This is a genomic window from Rhizobium sp. LC145 (assembly GCF_001005825.1).
Lineage (GTDB): Bacteria > Pseudomonadota > Alphaproteobacteria > Rhizobiales > Rhizobiaceae > Neorhizobium.
The window spans coordinates 1-21,881 of record NZ_LBHV01000023.1 but is presented as its reverse complement, the minus strand read 5'-3'; the positions used below and the strand labels follow the sequence as shown (position 1 = coordinate 21,881).

The 21,881-nt window shown below is 60.2% G+C and carries 24 protein-coding genes and 1 pseudogene; 11 read left to right on the top strand and 14 right to left on the bottom strand.

What is annotated here, in order from left to right; all coding sequences use genetic code 11:
- Window positions 1–176: 176 nt before the first annotated feature.
- The 9 genes and pseudogenes from YH62_RS28675 to tnpB all read right to left on the bottom strand — a co-directional run bounded on the left by YH62_RS28675 (window position 177) and on the right by tnpB (window position 7,988).
- A complete protein-coding gene (locus YH62_RS28675) occupies window positions 177–1,157 on the bottom strand; it encodes an AAA family ATPase (RefSeq protein ID WP_003501092.1) in 981 nt (326 codons plus the stop codon).
- 35 nt (window positions 1,158–1,192) lie between these two features.
- A pseudogene (locus YH62_RS28670) lies at window positions 1,193–2,173 on the bottom strand (DDE-type integrase/transposase/recombinase); the annotation flags it as partial.
- Window positions 2,166–2,762 carry a recombinase family protein gene (locus YH62_RS28665; RefSeq protein WP_024710158.1) on the bottom strand — a complete coding sequence of 199 codons (597 nt, stop codon included), beginning with the start codon at window positions 2,760–2,762 and terminating at the stop codon, window positions 2,166–2,168. The pseudogene YH62_RS28670 and the gene YH62_RS28665, both read right to left, overlap by 8 nt.
- Window positions 2,763–3,108: 346 nt before the next feature.
- Window positions 3,109–4,029, bottom strand: a complete 921-nt coding sequence (locus tag YH62_RS28660; RefSeq protein ID WP_003501100.1) for a LysR family transcriptional regulator — start codon at window positions 4,027–4,029, stop codon at window positions 3,109–3,111.
- Window positions 4,030–4,041: 12 nt separating this feature from the next.
- The gene (locus YH62_RS28655; protein WP_003501101.1) at window positions 4,042–5,040 is read right to left on the bottom strand and encodes a phosphonate dehydrogenase; all 999 of its coding nucleotides are present in this window, start codon (window positions 5,038–5,040) and stop codon (window positions 4,042–4,044) included.
- 13 nt (window positions 5,041–5,053) lie between these two features.
- Complete coding sequence (phnE, locus tag YH62_RS28650) at window positions 5,054–5,860, bottom strand: phosphonate ABC transporter, permease protein PhnE (protein ID WP_006473411.1); 807 nt, start codon at window positions 5,858–5,860, stop codon at window positions 5,054–5,056.
- Between the two features lie 70 nt (window positions 5,861–5,930).
- Complete coding sequence (phnD, locus tag YH62_RS28645; protein WP_003501103.1) at window positions 5,931–6,779, bottom strand: phosphate/phosphite/phosphonate ABC transporter substrate-binding protein; 849 nt, start codon at window positions 6,777–6,779, stop codon at window positions 5,931–5,933.
- Complete coding sequence (gene phnC / locus YH62_RS28640; protein ID WP_006473175.1) at window positions 6,776–7,585, bottom strand: phosphonate ABC transporter ATP-binding protein; 810 nt, start codon at window positions 7,583–7,585, stop codon at window positions 6,776–6,778. Before phnC ends, phnD begins: the two co-directional genes overlap by 4 nt.
- Before the next feature lie 208 nt (window positions 7,586–7,793).
- Entirely contained in the window at window positions 7,794–7,988 is a 195-nt protein-coding gene (gene tnpB / locus YH62_RS30970) for an IS66 family insertion sequence element accessory protein TnpB (RefSeq protein ID WP_006473174.1), read from the bottom strand.
- A 574-nt stretch (window positions 7,989–8,562) separates the two neighbouring features.
- Between tnpB and YH62_RS28630 the strand changes: the two genes are divergently transcribed.
- The 7 genes from YH62_RS28630 (at window position 8,563) to YH62_RS28600 (ending at window position 12,124) form a co-directional block, all read left to right on the top strand.
- Window positions 8,563–8,772 (top strand): ribbon-helix-helix protein, CopG family, encoded by a 210-nt coding sequence (locus YH62_RS28630; protein ID WP_046797728.1) that lies wholly within the window; start codon window positions 8,563–8,565, stop codon window positions 8,770–8,772.
- Window positions 8,773–8,956: 184 nt separating this feature from the next.
- Entirely contained in the window at window positions 8,957–9,667 is a 711-nt protein-coding gene (locus YH62_RS28625; protein WP_046797727.1) for a replication protein A, read from the top strand.
- A 278-nt stretch (window positions 9,668–9,945) separates the two neighbouring features.
- Window positions 9,946–10,215 (top strand): CopG family ribbon-helix-helix protein, encoded by a 270-nt coding sequence (locus tag YH62_RS28620; RefSeq protein ID WP_046797726.1) that lies wholly within the window; start codon window positions 9,946–9,948, stop codon window positions 10,213–10,215.
- Window positions 10,212–10,517 carry a type II toxin-antitoxin system RelE/ParE family toxin gene (locus YH62_RS28615; protein ID WP_046797725.1) on the top strand — a complete coding sequence of 102 codons (306 nt, stop codon included), beginning with the start codon at window positions 10,212–10,214 and terminating at the stop codon, window positions 10,515–10,517. Before YH62_RS28620 ends, YH62_RS28615 begins: the two co-directional genes overlap by 4 nt.
- Before the next feature lie 67 nt (window positions 10,518–10,584).
- Window positions 10,585–11,205 carry a ParA family partition ATPase gene (gene parA, locus YH62_RS28610; protein ID WP_046797724.1) on the top strand — a complete coding sequence of 207 codons (621 nt, stop codon included), beginning with the start codon at window positions 10,585–10,587 and terminating at the stop codon, window positions 11,203–11,205.
- A gap of 39 nt (window positions 11,206–11,244) precedes the next feature.
- On the top strand, window positions 11,245–11,538 hold the full coding sequence (locus tag YH62_RS28605) for a hypothetical protein (protein WP_046797723.1): 294 nt from the start codon (window positions 11,245–11,247) through the stop codon (window positions 11,536–11,538).
- A gap of 112 nt (window positions 11,539–11,650) precedes the next feature.
- Window positions 11,651–12,124 carry a hypothetical protein gene (locus tag YH62_RS28600; protein ID WP_046797722.1) on the top strand — a complete coding sequence of 158 codons (474 nt, stop codon included), beginning with the start codon at window positions 11,651–11,653 and terminating at the stop codon, window positions 12,122–12,124.
- A 47-nt stretch (window positions 12,125–12,171) separates the two neighbouring features.
- Here YH62_RS28600 and YH62_RS28595 read toward each other — a convergent pair whose 3' ends face one another.
- Genes YH62_RS28595 through YH62_RS28585 form a run of 3 tightly spaced genes read right to left on the bottom strand, consistent with a single transcriptional unit; the run spans window position 12,172 to window position 14,415 of the window.
- Window positions 12,172–12,474 (bottom strand): I78 family peptidase inhibitor, encoded by a 303-nt coding sequence (locus YH62_RS28595; protein ID WP_052760562.1) that lies wholly within the window; start codon window positions 12,472–12,474, stop codon window positions 12,172–12,174.
- Entirely contained in the window at window positions 12,464–14,128 is a 1,665-nt protein-coding gene (locus tag YH62_RS28590) for a type IV secretory system conjugative DNA transfer family protein (RefSeq protein WP_046797721.1), read from the bottom strand. Before YH62_RS28590 ends, YH62_RS28595 begins: the two co-directional genes overlap by 11 nt.
- Window positions 14,125–14,415 (bottom strand): hypothetical protein, encoded by a 291-nt coding sequence (locus tag YH62_RS28585; protein WP_046797720.1) that lies wholly within the window; start codon window positions 14,413–14,415, stop codon window positions 14,125–14,127. The genes YH62_RS28590 and YH62_RS28585 overlap by 4 nt, the downstream gene beginning before the upstream one ends.
- 264 nt (window positions 14,416–14,679) lie before the next feature.
- Here YH62_RS28585 and traA point away from each other — a divergent pair, with 264 nt between their 5' ends.
- Both traA and YH62_RS28575 read left to right on the top strand, forming a co-directional pair.
- Complete coding sequence (traA, locus tag YH62_RS28580) at window positions 14,680–18,303, top strand: Ti-type conjugative transfer relaxase TraA (RefSeq protein ID WP_046797719.1); 3,624 nt, start codon at window positions 14,680–14,682, stop codon at window positions 18,301–18,303.
- An 8-nt stretch (window positions 18,304–18,311) separates the two neighbouring features.
- Window positions 18,312–19,046, top strand: coding sequence for a DUF6118 family protein (locus tag YH62_RS28575; RefSeq protein WP_046797718.1), 735 nt, complete (start codon window positions 18,312–18,314; stop codon window positions 19,044–19,046).
- A 40-nt stretch (window positions 19,047–19,086) separates the two neighbouring features.
- Here YH62_RS28575 and lspA read toward each other — a convergent pair whose 3' ends face one another.
- Both lspA and YH62_RS28565 read right to left on the bottom strand, forming a co-directional pair.
- Entirely contained in the window at window positions 19,087–19,563 is a 477-nt protein-coding gene (gene lspA / locus YH62_RS28570; protein WP_046797717.1) for a signal peptidase II, read from the bottom strand.
- Complete coding sequence (locus YH62_RS28565; RefSeq protein ID WP_046797716.1) at window positions 19,560–20,429, bottom strand: cation transporter; 870 nt, start codon at window positions 20,427–20,429, stop codon at window positions 19,560–19,562. The genes lspA and YH62_RS28565 overlap by 4 nt, the downstream gene beginning before the upstream one ends.
- Before the next feature lie 68 nt (window positions 20,430–20,497).
- Here YH62_RS28565 and YH62_RS28560 point away from each other — a divergent pair, with 68 nt between their 5' ends.
- Window positions 20,498–20,956 (top strand): helix-turn-helix domain-containing protein, encoded by a 459-nt coding sequence (locus tag YH62_RS28560; protein ID WP_046797715.1) that lies wholly within the window; start codon window positions 20,498–20,500, stop codon window positions 20,954–20,956.
- Between the two features lie 128 nt (window positions 20,957–21,084).
- Window positions 21,085–21,621 carry a recombinase family protein gene (locus YH62_RS28555; protein ID WP_046797714.1) on the top strand — a complete coding sequence of 179 codons (537 nt, stop codon included), beginning with the start codon at window positions 21,085–21,087 and terminating at the stop codon, window positions 21,619–21,621.
- Window positions 21,622–21,881: the final 260 nt, after the last annotated feature.

Here is a 21,881-nt window from a genome sequence, read left to right as displayed (position 1 = left end):
TGTAGCGGCTTGCCAACATAAGCGCCTCTGCTCGCAAACATCGGCATTTTCTGCTCGAATTATCTGACAATGGAGCGGGCGTCGTGCTCACGCTCTTTGCCAATGTGCTCGCAAACATCCGGGTCTGCTTGCAAACATCCCCCACGTGCTCAGATTAATTGCCAGCGACGGCATGGTCAAACCGGGACGCCTGCCTGTCGTAGTTGCTCGGTCAGCTGACGGGAATATTCGGGATCAAGGGTGCCCGCCAGGAAGGCGCGGATATCCGACGGCCGAGCATTGAGGTGCGTGACCAGAGCCGTCGCATCGTAACCATTTCGGGTCAACGTCGGTTCGAGATCGTCGATGGCGCGGGACAGGACCTGCTCGACGATTTCGGCGGTAACCGGCTTGGCGCCGAGGCGAAAGCCCTGCTCGAATGCGAGGGTGAGATGCATCTCGATCTGAAGCGGCGTGCGCAAACGTTCGGCGATGAGGTCGATGGCTTCTTCCTCGAGGAGTTCGCCAACCTTTACGCCTTCGGCCGCACAGGCGCCAAGCAGCCAGGCAACATAGTCGCGGCGCGCGGAGCCGATCCCCTCGTAGTCAAAAATGGTCGTGCGGTAGCCAATCTCCTCCATTTGCGGCCGGCGCAGATCATTGCGCAACCGGGGATGCCCGACAAGAAGTACGGAAAGGAGCACGCCGGCGTCGGCGACCACCTCCATCAGTCGCTTCAGGCCGGTTAAGGTCTTGTGGTGCAGGTCATGGGCCTCGTCGACCACGAGGACGATCGGCCGTTTGCCTTTTTTCATGATGTCGCGCAGGTCGCGCTCCCGGCGCTCGGCCTGCTTGGGGATCTTGACCTGCGCACGATCGCCGGGAGACAAGTCGTAGAACAGGGCTTCAATGAGCGATGGCAGCGAAGTGCGCCGCTTGTCGACCGCCAGCGATTTGGCGAGTGCGACCTTGCCGGCTTTGGTGAGTTCGGCCTCGATGCGGCGCAAAAGGTGGGTTTTCCCCGAACCGACCAGGCCGGAGACCACGACAAGCCGACCGGTCTGGACGGCCGCACACACCTCGCGGATGATCGTGCGCTGATGCTCGGTCTCAAAGTTGCCGGCCCCTTGGAAAGGCCGGTCGAGGCCGTAACTGGATTGAACGTCAGCGAGCATCATTCTTCCTTTCTTCGCGCCTGGAAGCGTTCGCGGATATTGTAGGTGACCAAGGCGCGCCTGAGCCAAAGGTTGGCTTCCTCTTCGTCCTTCGGCTTGTGGAAATGATAGAGGGTCTCGTGCACTTCCTTGATCGTGCGAAACGGCCGCTCGACCTTGCCTTTCGCTCGCGCCGGCGTGCGCCGCTCGCTGTCCGACGGGGGCATATGCGTGAGAACCCGGACACCAAGGCTACCCATGACGGACTGGAAAACGCGCGAGCGGCTCACCGGCCCGTTATCCATATGGATGGTCGTTGGAATCCCCTGAAGCGGCAGTTCCGGTTCAGGCTTGGCGGCGAAGGCATTGTAGAGAAAGCGCAAGGCGGACTCCGCGTCCTCGCCGTAGACGGAGCGGTATTCCTGATAGCTCGCGCCGGAGCGATCATCGACCACGGAGAACAGCATCAGCGTCGGCCGGCCGCGCCCTTCCTCGACCCAAAGCGGCGCTTCCACCTGCTTCAGGTCGGACGGGCTCATGTCGAAGTGCCAGAGTTCGTTGGAACGCCGCGCCTGGAATCGGACGGCAGCCACCGGGCGGGTGACGCGCGCATAATCCAGGCCGGAAACACGCAGCAGCCGATCGACCGTTGCGCGTTTCAAGATGCCGGGCGGTGCACGGACCAGGCCATCGGGCGTCACCACGCCGTCTTCCTCAAGCAGCTTGATGGCGCGCGCCGTGGAGATATGCCGCCCCTTCCGGTTCGCCGTTCTGATCTTCAGGGCCGCGATGATTTCGGCATAGGTTTCCATCTCCGGCTGCGGGGCGATCCGGGAGGTTCCGTGATCGGCGCGCCGTACGGATTTCGGGCGGTTCAACTCCCGCAGCGCCCGATACAGGGTCCAGATCGAGATGCCGTAGGCATCGGCGGCACGAGCAACAATCTCGGTACGGCCTGGATCACGGGGAGAAAGCAGCGACAATCGGCGTCGAAGATCGACAAGAGCCTCTCCGGGCGGCCGCTTTCTCCGCTCAGCCATGGACGTCCTCGGATTCCACTGTTTTGGGAGAGCCACCCTTCTTGCCGATATGACGATAGAGGGTTGCAACAGAAACCCCCATGCGCTGCGCAATATTGCGTACCGGTATGCTGCCTTCCTTCATCAGGGCGCGCGCCGCGGCAATATCGCCCGGGCGCATCGCGGGCGGGCGGCCACCCTTGCGGCCACGTTGCCGCGCCTCGACCAGTCCAGCCGTCGTGCGTTCGCGGATCAGAGCACGTTCGAACTGGGCGATCGCACCGAAGACATGGAAGGTCAGCATGCCGCCCGGCGTCGTCGTATCAATGCTCTCGGTCAAGGACACGAGCCCGATCTTCGCGCGCTCCAACTCTTCCGCCGTCGCGATGAGCTTCTTTAGCGATCGCGCCAACCGATCGAGTTTCCAGACAACGAGCGTGTCACCAGTGCGAAGCACGTCGGAGAGAATTCGGCCCAATTCCGGGCGGTCATCGCGAGCGCCTGACCCGCGCTCGGTAAACACCTTCTCGCAACCGGCGCGTCTCAGCGCCTCAAGCTGAAGCTCCGGATTTTGATCGATCGTGCTGACCCTGGCGTACCCGACCCGCATAGCCATCCAAATGTTCTTGAAAGTCGTTGGACACATAGCATTTTGCGACAACCGTTTCTATAACAGTTTTGAGAAGATTCCATCGCGCCATTCAAGGGGCGTGACGGCATGCGCTATGGCATGCTCAAAAACCCTCGTTTATGACAAACGATCCATGGAAACCAACTATGTGTCTGACGGCCGAATATTCGCGACATGGAGCAGGGAACCTTACGCATCGAAAATCGGGCGGTCCCCGATCTTGTCCCCCTTGTATGGGATACTCCGGGAATTGAGGCGGCGATACCAAAGGATGCGGTCGGCCAGGCCGTTACCATGTTCGAGCCGCAGGAATGCGCCAACTACTTCAAATCTTGCGGATATGACCCCGAGTAATGTGGACGTGCTCTAGGTCACCCAGAGGGGCGCTCGCATCGAGTATAACCTTAAGCGCGATTGCTTCCGGTGAACCATCCTCCATATGTACGGGATGTACAGCCCACACAGACTTTTCGAGAACCACATTCTCAACAGAAACCTCATAAAGCCTACCCGACGCGAGCTCATCGAGGACAGTGCTCCTCATCACGATCGAAATGCCGAGACCAGCTCGAACTGCATGCTTCACAGCCTCAGTGCTCCCGACATTGAATGAGATTGGGAATTGCTCTGCCGCTTGGCCGAAGGCCTCGCGGAGCACGGATCCGGTACCGGTTCCACGTTCTCCGCCAATGAGGGACTCTTGAAATAACTCTGCCGCTTCAATTGTTTTTCGCGTCCTCCAATTATGCTGTGGGGATACGATTATTACCAGCTTTTCCTTCCGCCAAAGGCGGGCTTGATATCCTTTTCGATCGTCCCACCATTCGGTAAAGGCTAGATCAATCTCCTTCCTCAAGAGCTTTTCGATGATTTCAGGATTTGAGGCAACGGCCACCTCAGGTGGCCGGCCTTGAGCATCCTGTAAACGCTTCAAGTGGACTGGCAAAATATAGGTACCGATGTTAGTACTGGCACCCAACGTAATCCGGCCGCTGTGCAGGCGGTCCAGAGATCTCTTCGTGACGGTCAAAAGGCTGCGTGCGAATGGCAAGAATACGAGCCCTTGCCGAGTCGGCACACACTTGTCCTTCCTCCTCTCGACCAGCCGCACCCCTAGTATATCCTCCAATCGTTTCACATTATGTGAGACAGTCGGTTGGGATATCTGAAGCCGTCGCGACGCCTCGTGAAAGCTGCCAGTTTCGATTACCTCTATGAATGCTGCGACATGCGAAAGGCTAAACATTACTTTCTCTAATCAAGGAATTAGTTGAACCTCGTTAATTGCCGCACGAGGTCTTCGGCCTTGGACAAAATCTATAATGTTGTCAGCAGCCTCGTGCTCGATAGCCAAACGCGACTTCGCCACTGCTGAGCCTATGTGGGGTGTCAAGATCGAATCATGTTCGCGATTGAGGAGACCCCCGTGGACCTTGTCAGGCCGGTCGGGTCTGGCCCAGTCCTCCATCTCATAAACATCAGCGGCGTAGCCTCCCAAGCGCCCCGCCTGCAATGCAGCGACAACAGCCTCTTCATCAACCACGCTTCCGCGTGCAGGATTAATAAGAAGTGCTCCTTTGGGCATTTTGGCGAGTTGTTCAGCGCCGAGGAGATGCTTCGTTTCGGCCGAAAGCGGGAGTGCACACACAAGAAAGGTAGACGACGAGATCAACTGGTCAAATTCAAGAGGCTTTACGTTCAGTCTGATCTCATCGGCTTTGTCCAGGGATTGACGATCCCAGTACGACACAATGGCGCCGAAGGTACTTAGGCGCTGTGCTATAGCTTTTCCGATCGCTCCCATCCCTAAAATGCCGATTGCTGTGCCCTGCAGCCCAAGGCCGTAAAACCGAGGGCGCCAACCTTTGTAATCCCTCCTGACGCTCTTGTCGCCTGGCAGAATGTGCCGCCCAAGAGCAATCATCAGACCGATTGTAAGTTCGGCTGTCGGGTCAGTGAGAAGATCGGACACTATCGTGACGTGGACTCCACGCTGCGTGCAGGCTTCGATGTCGAAGTTATCGAAGCCTTTCAGCGCACATGCCACAAGTTGAAGATCGGGAGCGTGCGCGAGTACAGACGCGTCGATCATGTCCGGCATGAACGCCATCATCGCCTTGGCGTCGCTCAATTCTGCGAGCAGTTTCTCGCGGGGCCATGTATCATCAGTATCGTTGCAAACTAAACGAGCGTGGGGAGATAGCTTTGAGATAATCTCCTCGTGGACGCGATGGGTGATTACTACCTTTGGGAGCATTTAATTTATCCTTCTATTGCAGCTGGCGGCGGAGGAGAGCGCCGACCTGGTCAACGATGGTGACCATCAGAAGGACAACGAGCATGATCGCAAGAACCTCCTGATAATTCATGATCCGGAGGGATGTCATCAACTCGAAACCGATACCACCAGCTCCCACAGTGCCCAGGATTGTCGAGGCGCGGAAGTTGTACTCCCACCGATAGATGGTCACATCGGCCAATTGCGGTAGAACTTGTGGCAAGATCGCCCGCGTCACGATCTGGAACGGCGACGCACCAGCTGCGCGTGCGGCTTCTATAGGCGCATTATCGCAATGCTCGATCGCCTCCGCAAAGAACTTGCCCACCATGCCAACCGAGTGAAGACCAAGAGCCAGCACGCCTGGGAGCGCTCCAAATCCCACTGCCGCCACGAAGACGATGCCCATAATCAGCTCCGGGATCGACCGTAGACCATTCAACAATCCACGCGAGATCATATAGATGACAGCGTTGGGTGCTGTTTTCCCTGAGGCGAAAAAGCCAACTGGAAGTGATATCAGTACCGCGATCGCAGTCCCAGCTATACTCATCGCCAGAGTGTCGATGAGAGGGCTGATCCACTCCAAGCCTCGGTTGAAATCCGGGGGAAACATTTCCGTACCGAGCTGCCAGAGCGCAGGAAACCCAGATCCCAGACGCTCCAGATCAAGAAGACCGGAGTGATAACTGCTAACAATGATCACACACGCAATTGCCAACGCGATCACGCCAGCTCTGGTCCAAGCTTTGTTTTGATGTTGAAGGATAGAGTCGTAGTCGGCCGACGGCTGTGTCATCACATATCCTGGAAGAAAGGACGCAGGCCAGCGCCTGCGTCGAAAGGTGAGAAACTGTCTCGAACGCGCCTTACTGACTCAGGTCCAAGTTCAGCACTTTACCGAGCTCACGGACGACGTCGTAGGCTTTGTCATCGATCGGAGCGAACCCATCGGCTTTGAAGGATGCCAATACCTTTTCGTCTTTAAGGTCGATGAAGGCTTTGGTGATCGCCTCTTTCAACGAAGTGTCAAGATCCGACCGCATGGTCCAGGGGTACTGCGGGAACGGATCGGACTCGGCGAGGGCGATAACTTTCTTAGGATCAATGGTGCCACGAGCGACCATTGAATTGTAGATGGGCAACGAAAGTCCGCCAATCTGAGCATTGCCATTCTGCACTGCAATAGCCACGGCATCATGCGACCCTACGAAGTTCTCGCTATAGTCTTTTCCAGCCTCAACTCCGGCCTTAAGCAGCATAGATTTCGGGATAAGGTGGCTTGAGGTGGAAGCCACGTCCCCAAACGCGACCTTTTTCCCTTTTGCATCTTCAAGGCTTTCGATGCCAGCCTCTGCATTGGCGACAACTACAGCGCGATAGGTAGTTTCGCCATCCTTCATAAGTGCTGCGAAAGGCTCGATATCAGCCTTGGTTTTCGCGAGCGTGTAAGAGAGCGGCCCGAAATAAGCCAACTCAAGCCGGCCGAAACGCATCGCTTCGATCATTGACGAGTAGTCGGTCGTTACGATCAGTTCAATCTCCCGACCGAGTGTCTTCTCAAGATACTCCTCGAGAGGACGATTGTTTTTGATGACAGTGGCGGCGTTCTCGTCCGGTAGCAACGCGACGCGCAATGTCTCTGGATTTGAGCCAGCATGCGCCAACGAACTCCAGCCAAGAACGGCGAGGAATGCGAGGGACAGAAGCTTCTTCATAATGCGGCCTCCATGGCAGCTAAAGGTTGATCATACTCGTAGTTGGACAAATCTTGTGTTGTGGTCGGATTTCTTGGGGCGCTGCGGTAGATCGACGCACACATTTGATCGGTCAGTTCGTCGACAGCGGCGTCCGCAACCACTTCCCCGTCGCGCATAGCAATGACCCGGTCGCCGAACCGGCGAGCTAGATCGATCTGATGAAGGCTGATCACAGCAGTGATGCCGTCGGCTGTGCATATTTCGCGAAGCTGCGACAGGACCTCGACAGCCGTTTCAGGGTCCAGACTTGCAACGGGCTCATCTGCAAGGACCAGTTGGGGCTTCTGGACCAGCGCGCGCGCAATGCCCACCCGTTGCTGCTGACCGCCGGATAGTTGATCCGCCCTGACGAGAGCCTTATCAAGAAGGCCTACGCGTTCAAGGCATTCCAACCCCAGCCTTCGATCCGAACGCGGCATAGGGAACAACGTACGCCAGCCAGAGTGGTAGCCCAGGCGGCCCGTCATGACGTTGTCGAGCGCGCTCAAGCGCCCTATGAGTTGGTGCTGCTGGAATATCATCCCAGTTCGCCTTCGGTGAATGCGAAGCTTAGTTTCCGCATCCAGAGCACCAATATCGTTAGAAGTGATCGAACCAGACGTCGGCGCAACCAAGCCGTTGAGTGTCCGGATGAGGGTAGATTTGCCTGCGCCGGATCTACCGAGGAGCACGACGAACTGACCCTGGTTGAACGTCAATGTCGTTGTCTTCAAAGCTTGGGTGCCGTTGGCATAGGTCACGGCAACTCCGTTCAGAGCCAGCATCACAATAATCCTGATCGTTAGTGGTGCATCGATTGAATATTTACATCACTATGGGCGACATATGACGTCCGTTTATCAGGCTCGTGAAACTTCAATGACAGCACTTAAACTCAGCTCTACCTCCTCGCGTAGCTGCGATGGAGAAATTTCACCCAGAGCCGCCTGATCATGACGGCCCGGTCCCAATTCTACACCACCTTGACGGATGCTATCCCATATTCGGCCAGATAAACCGGCCCTTCTCCAGCCGCCGGGTAAAAAGGCAGGCGCCCAGACCATCATGCCAGATGATCTTCAAAATATCCGATCTGCGGCCCCTGAAGACGAAGAGATGCCCTGACAACGGATCATGCTGCAGAACCTCCTGCACCCGAAGCGCCAAGGAGGGAAAGCCACAGCGCATGTCCGTATATCCGCGCCTTCCTGGCGGGCACCCTTGATCCCGAATATTCCCGTCAGCTGACCGAGCAACTACGACAGGCAGGCGTCCCGGTTTGACCATGCCGTCGCTGGCAATTAATCTGAGCACGTGGCGGATGTTTGCAAGCAGACCCGGATGTTTGCGAGCACATTGGCAAAGAGCGTGAGCACGACGCCCGCTCCATTGTCAGATAATTCGAGCAGAAAATGCCGATGTTTGCGAGCAGAGGCGCTTATGTTGGCAAGCCGCTACATCTATCGGGCACTTGCCGACGCGACGGCCGCGACGGTCTGACCACATAGCTAACGTTAATACGCCAATACGTATTTAGCTAAGTGCGTTGAAAGCAGCTTAATGGCAGTTCGATTTTGTATCGTACGAAACAAAAATCTCTCTGAGTTCTCTAAGGGTTAGGGATGTCGAGTCGTTGCGTTCGGACGGCTTTGTTTGTTTTCCAACATCCAAACAAGCCCGACCGCCGCCCAAAGCTGAGTAATTTCTGGCACTTAATCATAAGGGGTTGCAGAATCGGGAAAAACGTTCGTTACTGCTAACTATGAGTCGAAGCGCAACACCCGTCAAAGAGAAGGTCGCCGCCCACAGGGCGCGCCAGATCGCGGCTGGACGTATTGCGCTGACCACTTACGTTCCGACTGATCTTCTAGAGCAAATCGACAAGATCAAGGAGCAGAGGGGGGCGGCTGGTCGCGGCCCCATCATCGAAGAAGCTTTGAGGTTACTGATCGAGAAGCAGCAGAGGGCATAACGAAAAACCCCTCGCCGTTAGCAGCGGCAAGGGGTTTTGGATTTCGGAACGGTTATGTTGGGAACCGCCTTAACACAGCGCCCAACATAGTCGGTTACACGTAAGCCTGCAAGACATGCGTCTTGCGGGAACGCTGAATCTTTGTCCGGTGTCCGTGCCCTCCTAAACGGAGGACGAAGGGACGATGTTTGCACAAATTGGGGCGGTGCTCGTAGGGGCACCGGCCGAGCGGGAGCGCACGCCCGTGCGGCGGCATTCCAGCGCGGCCGGCCGCTGCGAAGGGGTCTTCTGGCGACGGACGAACCGTCAGGAGGTCCGGACGATCCTCCTAGCCGCCAAGCGCTACGAACTGGCCCAGCGCCAGCCAGGCGAGCGCAGCGGGCCGCTGGGATCGGTGGCGATCGAGGTGCTAGAGCTGTTCGCCAACCTGGTGGATTTTAGGACCGGCCGGCTCGATCCGGCGATAGACACGCTCATGAGCAAGCTCAGGCGGTCGCGTGACGCGATCGTGCGGGCGTTGAAGAACTTGCGGGCGCATGGCTTCCTCGACTGGCTACGGCGCTACGTGCCGACCGGCAACGAGGGGCGCGGCCCCCAGGTGCAGCAGACGAGCAATGCCTATCGGCTGTCACTGCCGGCGCGCGCCAAGCAGTTCCTTGGCCGCTTTGGCATGACCCCTCCCCCGCCCGACGATCACGTACAGGCCGAGGCCGAGCGTCAGGCCGAGACGGAGGCGCACCGGGCAAGCCTTCCCTTGGACGAGCTGGCGCTGTTCGATGTGGGCGACAATCCCTTGGGACAGGCGCTCGCCCGCCTTGCGAGATCGATGAAACAACGTGAGTCCGCCAAGCAGACTGAATCCCCATCTAGTTCTATTAAAGATAGGAAGACATAAGCGGACGCCGCTGTTCGGGCCGCTATCGCGTCCCTGCGGCGGTTCCGGCCCGCGTTAAGTGCGGGCCGGTGCCGGCACCCACACAGCAAAAATTCAGCTGCTGAGTTCGCGGAGAGGTCGCATTTTGCTTTCGAGAAAAGCAGGTGGTTAGGGTCTGCCAGATATCAATGCGTGAATACGTATTAACGTTTTTGCGTGCCTGCTTATCGAAAGATGGGCTGGCCGAACTGAGTTCGAATGTGCTAAGGTGTACACAATTCAACATAGGAGTTCCGGCCGTGACAGCTAGCACCACAATGACAATTCGGGTCAGCCCCGAGGTAAAGCAGAAGCTCGACCGGATCGCGACCGATACCCGGCGCAGCAAGTCGTTCCTGGCCGGCGAGGCCGTCGCGGCTTACGTCGAGCGCGAGCTTGAAATCATCGACGGCATCAAACGCGGTATGGCCGATGCAGCGGCCGGCCGAGTGATCCCGCATGACCAGGCCGTCGCAGAAATGCGCGCGGTCATCGAGGACGCGAAGCGTCGGAAGGCCGCGCAAGGATGAGGCCGGTTGTCTGGTCGATAGAAGCACAACGGGATAACATCGAAATCCTGCGCTACATCGCAGAAGACAACCCGTTTGCCGCCGAGCGGGTTGTGGATGCGATCGAGGAAGCGGGAAACAAGCTCGGCGAATTTGCGACCGGTCGGCCAGGGCGAGTGAGCGGAAGCTACGAAAAATCTCTCCCTCGCCATCCCTACATAATCGCCTATGAGCTGCGTGAGATTGCCGGGCGGGAAACTGTCGTGATCGTGCGCATTATCCACACGGCGCGGGACTGGCCCGCCGAGGATTGGCCGCACTGACTTAAAGACGTTTTGACGTCTTTAGCTGTATACTTGAATACGTATTGACGCATAGAAGGATTAACGCATGAACGTGATTGCGTTTTTAAGTCAGAAGGGCGGAAGCGGCAAAACCACGTTGTCCGTTCATACCGCTGTCGCGGCCGAGGCCAGCGGTGAGCGGGTTTGCGTCATCGATGCCGATCCCCAGGAGAGCGCCACGGCCTGGGCGGGCGCACGGGAAGCGCAAACGCCGATCGTGGCGACGGCCCAGGCCGGCGACCTTGAGGCGGCGCTAAGGGCGGCCAAGGGCGAGGGCATGAGCCTGGTCGTCGTGGACAGTCCACCACATGCCGCGCCGGCCGCCAGTCAGATCGCCAGGCGTTCGGAGCTGGTTTTGATTCCGGTTCGCCCTTCGGCTTTCGACCTGGCAGCGGTCCCGGCCGCTGTCGAGATCGTCAGGGCCGCGAAGGTGCGCGGCGCTTTCATCCTGTCGGCGTGCCCGTTCCGCGCGCCTGAGATCGGTGAGACACGCGCGGCGCTGGAAGCGCACGGCCTGCCGATCGTCCCGCATGAGATCACGGACAGGCGGGCATTCGCTCGCGCGGTGACGAGTGGCAGCGCCGTGACCGAGTTCGAGAGCGACGGCAAGGCGGCCGAGGAAATCCGCGCCCTTTGGGCCTGGATCAGAGATACGCTAAAACGTTAATAGCTTAATACGTATCAACGTGAGTAAGGAGGCCCATAGATGGCGACCAAGAAAACCGGGCTTGCAGCCTTCACCCGCCCGAAGGGGACGGAGAACGCCGGCGACACGATGACCGAGGCGGCGCGACCGAGCGTCGAGATGCCGACGCCGAGGCGAAAAAGGGGCGGGGGCGAAACCGTGGCGCTCACGGTGAAGGTGCGGCGCTCGGACTGGCAGCGCTTGCGCCAGCTCGCGGACGCCGAGGGCACGACGATCCAGGCGATGGCCGAGGCGGGCTTTTCAGCCGTGCTTGGCGAACATGGCTTGCCCCCGATCGAGCCGTATTCACGTTGATACGCTAATACGTAAATAGCTAAATCCGTGCTTGTAACCCGCCCTCGGCCGCCCCTACGGCCCTTTATGGAGAGAGCGGGCCGGCCGAGGGCCACCGTCGAAGGAACACGAAATGACCAGAGGATTGGAAAAGGCGCTCGCTGCCGTCCGTCACGACAACAAGGCAACGGTCATGAGTGCGGCCGAGATCGAGGCGCATCGCGTCTTCCTCGCTGGCCTCGGTATCGCACGCCAAGAGATCGACCTGACAATCAATGTCATCCACTCGACGTTACGAGGGGACGAGGTTGCCATGCCCGAATATATCATTCCGCTCATGCCGGCGACGTGGGTTCGCGATTACGTCGAGGGAGATCGGCGACAGTACGAACGCCGTCCGCATCTTTGGAGTTCGGCGGATCGGAATTGGTTTGCACAACGCGCCAGCTTCTATGATCTGGCTGCCATCGTGATGGATTTACGGGCGCGGCAGGGCGACGGGGCGGCGGCCGGCGCTGCCGATGCGGTGCGAGCCCATGCGCGTTTCTTACGGACGTTCCAGGGGCACGAGACCGGCCCGGAGAGCGCGCTTCCCATCGCGCCGTAGAGAGCCGGAGGGACGCACTCAGAAGTCCCGGCGTCAGCCGGGTCCGTTTACCCGCAGGACGCCGCCGTGATCCGGCCGGTTGCCGGATCGGTCTCGATGGTGAGGCGCGTGTTGCTGTAGTTTTGGATGACGGGTTGACCAGGTGTGATTTGGCGCACGGAGCCGGCCCCGGTGAGCCGCTTGGCCTCGTCGTCGGTTATCCTGGGCCGGCCGACGAGGCGTCGCGCTGCGTCGGGATTGCAGATGCCCGTTTCGGCCGTAGCTGTAGGGGCGGGGGCCTGAGTGCAGGCGGCAAGCGCCAGAAGCGTTCCGATCGCGACGAGGACAGGTAGCGGGTACTTAAGCGGCATCGAACACCCCCTTGAACTCCGGATCGGCATAATAGGCGAGCTTGCCGGCGACGATCGGCCGTTGCCCGGCCAGGAACAGCAGTTCGAGATTCGCCGGCAGATTGCGGACCTCGTCGGGAGTCAGCAGCGGGCGGCCGACATGCTGTTCACCGTAGGAGATCCCCGATTTATCGGAATCGAGAGCGCGGCCCATGGTCTGGAACACCACGGTTTCCTGCCCGAGCAGATCGGAGACGAGCCGGGCGCTTTCATGATCGTTGACGCCGAAGATTTGCAGGACGCCGGCATTCGACAGGAAGGTGCCGGCGCGCTGCCCATAGGTGGCGCGCAGCTGGTGAACGTCTTGCAGGATCGGCCAGAGCTGGACGCCGTAGCCGGCCATGAGGCCCATGGCGCGCTCGACGGGAGCCAGGTGGCCAAGGGCCGCGAACTCATCGAGCAGATAGAGGACTGGCACGGCGGGCTTGTCGGGCGTGCGAGCCATTTCGAGCAGGCTTTGGGTGACGAGCAGGCGCAGCCAGCGCGAATAGGTCGAGAGCCGATCGGGTGGCAGCACAAGGAAGACCGTTGCGTTGCGGCTCTTGAGATCGGCAAAACGGAAATCCGATCGACCGAGCACACGGGCCATGCGGGGGCTGTCGAGAAAATGGGTATGGCGCTGCGCCGCCGAGAGCACGCCGGCCGCCTCGCGATCAGACTTGCCGAGGTGACGGTTCGCAGCGCGGGCGACCAGGCCGCCGGCGGCAGTCGAGTCCTGCATGTCCTTCAGGAGCCCGGCGAAACCTTCAGGCGCAAGCGTCAGGTTCTCCCGCAGGGTGATAAGCGAACGCCTGCTGGCCGGCTCGTGCGCGACGATATGGAGGATCATTCCGGATATGAGCGCCTTTGCTTCGTCGTTCCAATGCGCCTCGCCGGCCATGCCTGGTTCATCGAATACGAGAGCATCGGCCAAGGTGCTTGCATCTTCGGCCACGTCCAGGCTGTTCGGGTCGAGTTGGTCGAGCGGATTGAACGCGGCCAACGGTTCAGCCGTCGCGCCGAAAGGATCGAGAACATGGACCGGGCCGAACTGGCGACGGGCGCGACCGGCGATCCTGGCATTCTCGCCCTTGGGATCGATGCAGATCACGGAGCGATCGGCGGTCAGCAGATTCGGAATGATGGTTCCCACACCTTTGCCGGTGCGCGTCGGGGCCATGGTCAGCAGATGGGCCGGGCCATCATAGCGCAGCAATTTCCTTGATTTCGGATCGCGGCCGATCAGCAAGCCGGAACCGGTGCGGGCGAGGGCGGCTGTTTCCTTGTCTGTGGCGAAGCGGGCCGAGCCGTGGGTTTCTCCCTCCATATCCCCGAAATGCAAAATCAGCGGATTGGTGACGAGCCGGAAGGTGATCGCAATCAGCACCAGCAGCGTGACGAGATCGAGCGCGAAAAAAGGAATCGAGCCGGGACTGAAGCTCAATTGTTCGAGAAAGAACCGCCCGCCCATGCCGATTACGAATGTCACAATGATGAGGATGAACAGAAGTACGAGGAGCGGCTTCCAGACGCGAAACGGCATGGCGATCAGTGAGAGGAACGCCCATAGAGGATCACGGGCCGCCGCGCGCATCATGTTCTTGAAAGCGGCCCATGCCAGTGTCGCCTGACTCATGAAGCGGCCTCCCCGGTGTTCCCCGCTGTCATCTTCTTCAGCAGATCGTCAAAAAGCTCCTGGTCGCCGTCGCGTGTCAGGAAGCCCGGTAGTTCGCGACGCAGCCAGTCGGCAAGGCTCTTGGAAAATTCATCACGGCCGGTTTCGAGCCGGTGCAGCACGAGCGCGCCGAGCAGCACCTTGCGCCGCGTGTCCTTGGTGCGTTCCTCTTTTCCGAGCCGAGCCTTGAGCGCCTTTCTCTGCGCTTCCAGTTGGGCAAGCCGTTCCTCAATAGATTTTCGGGCCATGTCGTCGCCTCCTTATTGATCCCGAGCCGATACTATTCAAAAGCTTCCGTTTTTCCAGCCCCCGCGCATTTTCTGATCTTGTCCCAGTTGAAATTTCCGCCGTTTTATGCTGCAAGTTCGTTGTTCAATATATCGCATTGATGTTCCCGCGAGCGCCACACCGAGGCATTCGAGAGCGTAGCGAGCAAATTACGAAGGGCGCACTTACGACTTGCTTCGCAAGTCAGTTGCGCCGATCGCAGATCGGAAAAGGGCAGGCAGCGTTTGGCAATCTATCATGCGAGCATGAAACCGGTATCGCGGGCCAGCGGCAGAAGCGCCGTTGCCTCTGCTGCCTATCGTGCCGGCGAGCGCCTGACGAACGAACGCGATGGCCTCACGCATGACTTCACCCGCAAGCAGGGCGTTGAGCATGTGGAAATCGTGTTGCCCGAGGGTGTGAGTGCGGAATGGGCGAAGGACCGCCAGGCGCTTTGGAACGCAGCGGAGTTTGCCGAAAATCGGAAAGACGCGCGTGTCGCTCGTGAAATCGAGATCGGGCTACCGCACGAGCTGACAGCCGAGCAGCGGCTAGAGCTAACGCGGGCGTTCGCCCAGGATTTGGCGAACCGCTATGGCGGGGCGGTCGATTTCGCGATCCATTCGCCGCATTCGGCGAGCGACGTTCGGAATTATCACGCGCACCTTTTGATGACGACGCGCCAGGTCACAGAGGAACGGCTTGGCGAGAAAACGCATATCGAGTGGAAGAATGTGCGTCTGTTGAACGAGGGGTTGCCGACGACGCAAATGCAGCTCCGCGATATCAGACAGTCGTGGGAGCAGCATGCGAACGAGCATTTGGCAAAGGCCGGTCTCGATGTGCGGATTGATCATCGCTCGCATCAGGAGCGCGGACTTGAGCTTGAGCCGACCGAGCATATGGGCGTGCATGCCACGCAGATGCAGCGGCGCGGCCTCGACGTGTCGCGCACCCGGCTTGATGCGGAAGCGGCGCAGCGGAATGCGGAGCTGATCCGGGAGAAGCCGGAACAGGTTCTTGCGATCGTCACGAACGAAAAGAGCGTGTTCGATCGGCACGACATTGCGCGGACACTGCATCGCTACATCAACGACGACGCGCAGACGTTCCAGAATGCCTTTGCGACCGTCATGGCTTCGCCTGCGCTGGTGGAGTTGCAGGGCGAGCGAATGAGCCCCGAGACAGGCGAGATCGAGCTTGCGCGATATTCGACCCGCGAAATGGTCGGGATCGAATCCGGCATGGCGATGAGCGCGACAAGGCTGCACGAGGCGCAGACCCATGGCGTCGATCGGCAGCATGTCGGCCGCGCGATCGACGCCCAAGACGCTGCCATTCGTCAGAGCGCTGGCGATCTTTCGGCACGGCTATCGGACGAGCAGCGGCGCGCGATCGAGCATATCACCGGGCCGGAACAGATCGCGGCGGTTGTCGGCTATGCTGGCGCAGGCAAGAGCACGATGCTCGCGGCGGCGCGCGAAGCATGGGAGGCGCAGGGCTACACGGTTCACGGCGCGGCCCTGTCGGGTAAGGCGGCCGAGGGATTGGAGGAATCCTCCGGCATCCAGAGCCGCACGCTCGCGTCGTATGAATATCGCTGGCAGAACGACCGCGGCACACTCGGCCGCGGCGACGTGTTCGTGATCGACGAGGCGGGCATGATCGGGAGCCGGCAGCTCTCCCGGTTCATCAACGAGGCCGAGGCGCGGGGGGCGAAGATCGTCCTCGTCGGCGATCATGAGCAGCTCCAGGCGATCGGGGCCGGCGCACCGTTCCGCGCCATCGCCGAGCAAATCGGCCATGCCGAGCTTTCGGAGATTCGCCGGCAGCGCGTGGACTGGCAGCGGGAGGCGTCGGTTGACTTCGCCACCCATCGGACGGCCGAGGGCCTGGCCGCCTACCGGGATAACGGGAGCATCCGGCTTAGCGAAACGCGGGACGAGGCGCGCGGCGAGATCGTGCGCGACTACCTTGCCGATCGCGACGAACGGCCGGAGGGCACGCGCGTTGCGATGGCACATCGCCGTGCCGATGTTCGCGCCATCAATGACGAAATCAGATCGGCCCTGCAGGAGCGCGGCGAGCTGGCGAAGAGCAGTGTGCCCGGTGAGGGCTCGGACGCTGGTGGACTGACCTTCCAGACCAATGACGGCAAGCGCGAGTTCGCGCCGGGCGACCGTATCGTGTTCCTGGAGAACAATCGCGACCTTGGCGTCAAGAACGGGATGCTTGGCACGGTCGAGAGCGTCGAGGCTGGCCGGATCGTCGCGCAGCTCGACGGTCCCGGAGGAAAGGGCAGGGGCGACAGTATCAGCGTGCCGACGAACGACTATCGGGCTTTCGACCATGGCTATGCGACGACGATTCACAAGAACCAGGGCGCGACAGTGGACCGCGCCTTTGTGATGGCGTCGGGCACGATGGACAGGCATCTGACCTATGTCGCCATGACCCGGCATCGCGACGGCGCGCAGCTCTATGCCGGCATGGATGAGTTTGCCGACCGTAACGCCGGTCGTTTGGTCGATCATGGGGCCGCGCCCTATCAGCACGACCCGAAGAACCGCGACAGCTATTTCGTGACGCTGGAAAACGATCGCGGCCAGAAACATACGATTTGGGGTGTGGACCTTGAGCGCGCCATGAAAGAGGCCGCGCCAGAGATCGGGGACAAGATCGGCCTTGAGCATCGCGGATCGGAGACGGTGCGTCTTCCAGACGGGACTACGGCCGAGCGCAATGCGTGGAAGGTGCATGAAGGCGGCGAGCTGGCCTACGCCCAACTTGAAAACCGGCTCAGCCGGTCGGGCGTGAAGGAAACGACGCTCGATTATACCCGCGACTTTGCCGAGCGGCGCGGGATCGCAGAGCAGATGGGGGTTCGCAGCGAGATCGAGCTACGTCCGGACAGAGAGCCGACGCAGGAGCAAACCCGGGCCGATCGTCAATCGCAGCGGCCGAGCATCGAGGCCGAAAATAGGGGCGAGGATCCACACCGGGTTTCTTCGCTGTCCAAGGATCTCGCCCAGGATCGTATTCAGGAACATGGGGACGATCAGCAGCAGCGCCCGCGCCGAGGCATGTTCGAGGGCTTGAAACTCGGGCGGAGCGCGGCGGCTGAAGGGCCGCAGCAGGACCGCGTCGCGCCGGCCCAGGAGCGGCCAGAGAGAGACGAGACTCCCCGGCGCTCCATGTTCGACGGCCTGAAGCTCAATGCCGTCTCAACCGGCCAGGCGCAGCCGGAAAGAGTGGAGAGCGTGCGAGAGGTGCCCGCGCCCGACCGGCAGGCAGACCGCTTGCGGCGGCCGTCCGACATGGAGCGCGCCATAGACCGCTATGCGCGGGCCTATGACGCGGCCGAGCGAAATCACAGTGAGGGCTTGCCCGTACTCGAAACGCAGAAGCAGGAATTGCGGCAGGCCGGCCAGCAGCTCGACCAGGCGCGGCCGGGAGCGTCGGCGCTGATGGTGTCCGCCTTGCAGCATGACCCCGAGACGCGGGCTGCCATGCAGGAGCTTTCCGGCCGCGAGCGTGTCGGCCAACTCAGCGCCGGCATGGACCGGGAGCGCGCCGCACTGGCGGACCCGAACGTCAGGGCCGAACGGTTCGTGCAGCGCTGGCAGGAGCTACAGGGCGAACGCCAGGAGCTTCGCGGTTGGCAGCACGACGAGGCGCGCGGGAAGGTCGAGGGGCAAATGCGCGGCATGACAAAGAACCTTGAGCGCGATCCGCAGGTTGAATCGATCCTGCGCAATCGCAGCCAGGACCTCGGAATCGGTCATGTGCGGCAGAGTGAAAGCCTCGCCCGCAACATGGAGCAGAGCCTTGCACGCGGCCGGAGCCAGGGCCTTGGGATGGAACGATAGGAGACGCCATGACGGACGAGAGCGAGGGTACAGAACCAGACGAGCAGGACGCAGGCAGCGACCCGGCCCAGGCTTTCGATACGTTGCGGCGATCTGTCGAGAAGCTGACGCGCGACGTTGGCGGCGAAATGACCGTCATCCGCAAGGGGGTGGAAGCGGCGTTCGAGGAATTCGAGAAAATCCAGCAGCCGCCCGATTACGGCCCGGAGCTTGGCCGTATGGTCAAGCAGGTTACCGCCGTTGGACAGGCCCTTGAAGCCTTGCAGAAGTCGCCGGCGCTCAGGAATGGCCCCGATCATTACGCCCGCGCGCTCGAGAACGCCGGCGACCGGATTTCGGAGGGTGCTGGGCGCACGATCGAGGCTCGAGGACAAGCCCTCGAGCGCGTGACCGGCGATCTTCGCGAGTTCGTCAGGGCCGCCCGCCTTCGTCGGGAACAGGATTGGTGGCTTTGGGGCGTGGGAGCGGCCGGCCTGGTCGCCGGCGTGCTGTTGACGTTGTTCCTTCCGCGCGTTCTGCCCGGATCGGTCGATATGGCCGTAGCCTCGATCGCCATGAATGCCGACCGCTGGAATGCGGGAATCTCGCTCATGCAGTCGGGAAGCCCAGGAGGCTGGCGCAACCTGGTTGAGGCCAGCAATCTTGTGCGCGCCAATCAGGAGACGCTTGCGGCGTGCGCAGAGGCGGCCGCCAAGGCGAAGAAAGAACAACGTTGCACGGTCACCATGGCAGTGCCTCAGTAGCCTTGGCGCTAGTTCGAGCTGCGTCCGATATTTACGGAATCTATGTGATTTTAGCCGGATTCTTCTGCGGGATGATTTGTAGGCCCAGCAGAAAGGCAGCACCTAAGCTGATCCATATATCTGCCAGATTGAACACGAAGAAATGCCAATCCCCAAAATGCAGGTTCAGGAAGTCGGTGACAGAGCCGCGTGTGCTTCGGTCGATCAAGTTTGCTAGAGCGCCCGCTGCGACCAGTGAAAGGGCCGCCCTGTGCCAACCTTGCGACCGATAGGCCCATACGGTCATGGCAAGCGTCAGCAATCCTGTAACGACCACTAAAGCGGCTTGGCCTGTATCGCCCTCGAAAGCGAACAGACCAAACGACACGCCCTCGTTGAAGGTCAGGTGCAGAGATACGAAGGGCAAGAAGTCGAAAGCAGGGCCATAGGGATCGAGACTCGCCCGCGCCCATGCCTTCGTTGCAAGATCGAGCGCCGCACCTGTGCCAACTATCAATGCAGCAGTGCCAACCTTCACGAGCGGCCTGCCTGTGCGAGGTCCTGCCGCGCATCCCGGATGATCGACCATGCCGATTGCAGGAATAGGCCCGCGACGGCGAAGGCAACGATCAGATCGGGCCAAGGATTGTTCAGCCACCAGACGAGCGCGGCCGCAGCGACCACGGCGAGGTTGCCGATTGCGTCATTGCGTGAGAATAGCCAAACAGCTCGCATATTAGCATCGCCTTTTCTATGCGGGATCAGCACCACAGCTGCCAGTACGTTGACGATGAAGGCGACAATAGCGAAGCCTCCCATGAGCAGGGTTTGCGGCTCGTACTCGACAAAGACGCGGTAGAGCGTCGAGCCGACGACACCAAGGCCGAGCAGAGCTAAGAATACGCCTTGCAGCAGCGCCGCCTTGGCGCGGGCAGCAAGCCCCCACCCGACAGCGACCAAGCCCAAGAAGGAAATCAGGCCATCCCCGATGAAATCGAGAGCGTCGGCCTGTAGAGCTTGCGATCCCGACAGGATCGAACCGCCAATCTGGATAATACCATATCCGGCATTGAGCAAAACGACGATCCAGAGCGCCCGCTTATAGGCAGGGGTCACATGCGACAGGTCAGGAATATGATGGTCGTCATCACCGTCTACGTTTTCGGTTTTCGGCGCACCCACACGATCGAGCTGATAGCCGAGGCCTGTCACGGCGGCCTCCAACATCGGAAGACGCCGCGCCGGATCATCGACTTCGAGCGTCATAATCTGCGATGCGATTGACACCTTCACACCGTTGATGCCTTCGACTTTGCGGGCTGCGCCCTCAATCTTGGCTGCGCATGATGAGCAGTCCATGCCGGTAACTTGGTAGCGGATGATGTCGGTTGCGGCGACGGTCATTTGTCAATCCTCGAAATTCTAACCCTGCCGTGCTACATCCTGTAGTGACTACAGGAGCAAGGAAAAAAATGCAGATTGGCGATCTATCTCGACGGACAGGCGTAAACATCGAAACGATACGCTATTATGAACGCATTGGGGTTTTGCCGAAGCCTGCTCGCCAATCGAACGGGCGGCGCACCTATAGTCCCGCCGACGCAGTGCGCTTAGGCTTCATCCGCCATGCCCGCGACCTTGGCTTTGACCTGACGAGTGTTCGAGTGTTGCTGGCCTTACAGGAACAGCCTGAGGTATCGTGCGACGATGCGAGCCTGATTGCACAGGACCAGCTTGAGGCGGTTGAAAGCCGGATTGCCCGTCTTCTCAAATTGCGTGATGAGTTGCGTCGTATGATCAGTGAGTGTGGCCGTGGCCGCGTGGCCGAATGCCGCGTGATTGAGGCTCTGACGACTCCCGCCAAGGGCACTTTAAGCTTGCACGTAGCAAGTAGCAGGCAACCGCAACGCTCGCCTGCCTTGCCCGAGTAACTGTCGCGGAAATCCTAAAACCTGCAACAGATCGGCCGCCCCTGGAAAATCAGGAGTTTTCGTGTCGCATGTTTTTGTCGCAAGTGGTAGGTCTCGTGCGACATAACTTGCGACAGGAATCCCGCCGCATGATGATCGGCTATGCCCGCGTTTCCACTCAGGGCCAGGACCTCGACCAGCAGCGCGCGGCGCTGGGCGCGGTCGGCTGCGTTCGCCTCTTTGAGGAAAAGGTTTCCGGGGCGAAGCGCGATCGGTCCGAGCTGGTGAAGCTGCTCGACCATTTGCGCCCTGGCGACGTGGTGACGGTCACGAGGCTAGACCGGCTTGCCCGATCGACGCGCGACCTTCTCGACATTGCCGAGCAGATCAAGGAGGCCGAGGCCGGCTTGCGATCCCTGGCCGAGCCATGGGCCGACACGACGACGCCGGCCGGCCGCATGGTGTTGACCGTGTTCGCCGGCATTGCAGATTTCGAGCGATCCTTGATCGCGGAGCGCACGAGCGCCGGCCGGATCGCGGCCAAGGCGCGCGGGGTGCGGTTCGGTCCCTCCCCTGCCCTATCGGCCGATCAGGTCGCGCATGCGCGCCAGCTCATCGCCCAGGACAAGCCCGTGGCTGAGGTCGCGCGGCTCCTGAAGGTGCATCGCGCGACCCTCTATCTGTAGCGGCTTGCCAACATAAGCGCCTCTGCTCGCAAACATCGGCATTTTCTGCTCGAATTATCTGACAATGGAGCGGGCGTCGTGCTCACGCTCTTTGCCAATGTGCTCGCAAACATCCGGGTCTGCTTGCAAACATCCCCCACGTGCTCAGATTAATTGCCAGCGACGGCATGGTCAAACCGGGACGCCTGCCTGTCGTAGTTGCTCGGTCAGCTGACGGGAATATTCGGGATCAAGGGTGCCCGCCAGGAAGGCGCGGATAT

Coding starts and splice junctions, on each gene's coding strand:
- YH62_RS28675 (WP_003501092.1), bottom strand. CDS start 1,157: ATGATGCTCGCTGACGTTCAATCCAGTTACGGCCTCGACCGGCCTTTC.
- YH62_RS28665 (WP_024710158.1), bottom strand. CDS start 2,762: ATGCGGGTCGGGTACGCCAGGGTCAGCACGATCGATCAAAATCCGGAG.
- YH62_RS28660 (WP_003501100.1), bottom strand. CDS start 4,029: ATGTTTAGCCTTTCGCATGTCGCAGCATTCATAGAGGTAATCGAAACT.
- YH62_RS28655 (WP_003501101.1), bottom strand. CDS start 5,040: ATGCTCCCAAAGGTAGTAATCACCCATCGCGTCCACGAGGAGATTATC.
- phnE (WP_006473411.1), bottom strand. CDS start 5,860: ATGACACAGCCGTCGGCCGACTACGACTCTATCCTTCAACATCAAAAC.
- phnD (WP_003501103.1), bottom strand. CDS start 6,779: ATGAAGAAGCTTCTGTCCCTCGCATTCCTCGCCGTTCTTGGCTGGAGT.
- phnC (WP_006473175.1), bottom strand. CDS start 7,585: ATGCTGGCTCTGAACGGAGTTGCCGTGACCTATGCCAACGGCACCCAA.
- tnpB (WP_006473174.1), bottom strand. CDS start 7,988: ATGCGCTGTGGCTTTCCCTCCTTGGCGCTTCGGGTGCAGGAGGTTCTG.
- YH62_RS28630 (WP_046797728.1), top strand. CDS start 8,563: ATGAGTCGAAGCGCAACACCCGTCAAAGAGAAGGTCGCCGCCCACAGG.
- YH62_RS28625 (WP_046797727.1), top strand. CDS start 8,957: ATGTTTGCACAAATTGGGGCGGTGCTCGTAGGGGCACCGGCCGAGCGG.
- YH62_RS28615 (WP_046797725.1), top strand. CDS start 10,212: ATGAGGCCGGTTGTCTGGTCGATAGAAGCACAACGGGATAACATCGAA.
- parA (WP_046797724.1), top strand. CDS start 10,585: ATGAACGTGATTGCGTTTTTAAGTCAGAAGGGCGGAAGCGGCAAAACC.
- YH62_RS28605 (WP_046797723.1), top strand. CDS start 11,245: ATGGCGACCAAGAAAACCGGGCTTGCAGCCTTCACCCGCCCGAAGGGG.
- YH62_RS28600 (WP_046797722.1), top strand. CDS start 11,651: ATGACCAGAGGATTGGAAAAGGCGCTCGCTGCCGTCCGTCACGACAAC.
- YH62_RS28595 (WP_052760562.1), bottom strand. CDS start 12,474: ATGCCGCTTAAGTACCCGCTACCTGTCCTCGTCGCGATCGGAACGCTT.
- YH62_RS28590 (WP_046797721.1), bottom strand. CDS start 14,128: ATGAGTCAGGCGACACTGGCATGGGCCGCTTTCAAGAACATGATGCGC.
- YH62_RS28585 (WP_046797720.1), bottom strand. CDS start 14,415: ATGGCCCGAAAATCTATTGAGGAACGGCTTGCCCAACTGGAAGCGCAG.
- YH62_RS28575 (WP_046797718.1), top strand. CDS start 18,312: ATGACGGACGAGAGCGAGGGTACAGAACCAGACGAGCAGGACGCAGGC.
- YH62_RS28565 (WP_046797716.1), bottom strand. CDS start 20,429: ATGACCGTCGCCGCAACCGACATCATCCGCTACCAAGTTACCGGCATG.
- YH62_RS28560 (WP_046797715.1), top strand. CDS start 20,498: ATGCAGATTGGCGATCTATCTCGACGGACAGGCGTAAACATCGAAACG.
- YH62_RS28555 (WP_046797714.1), top strand. CDS start 21,085: ATGATGATCGGCTATGCCCGCGTTTCCACTCAGGGCCAGGACCTCGAC.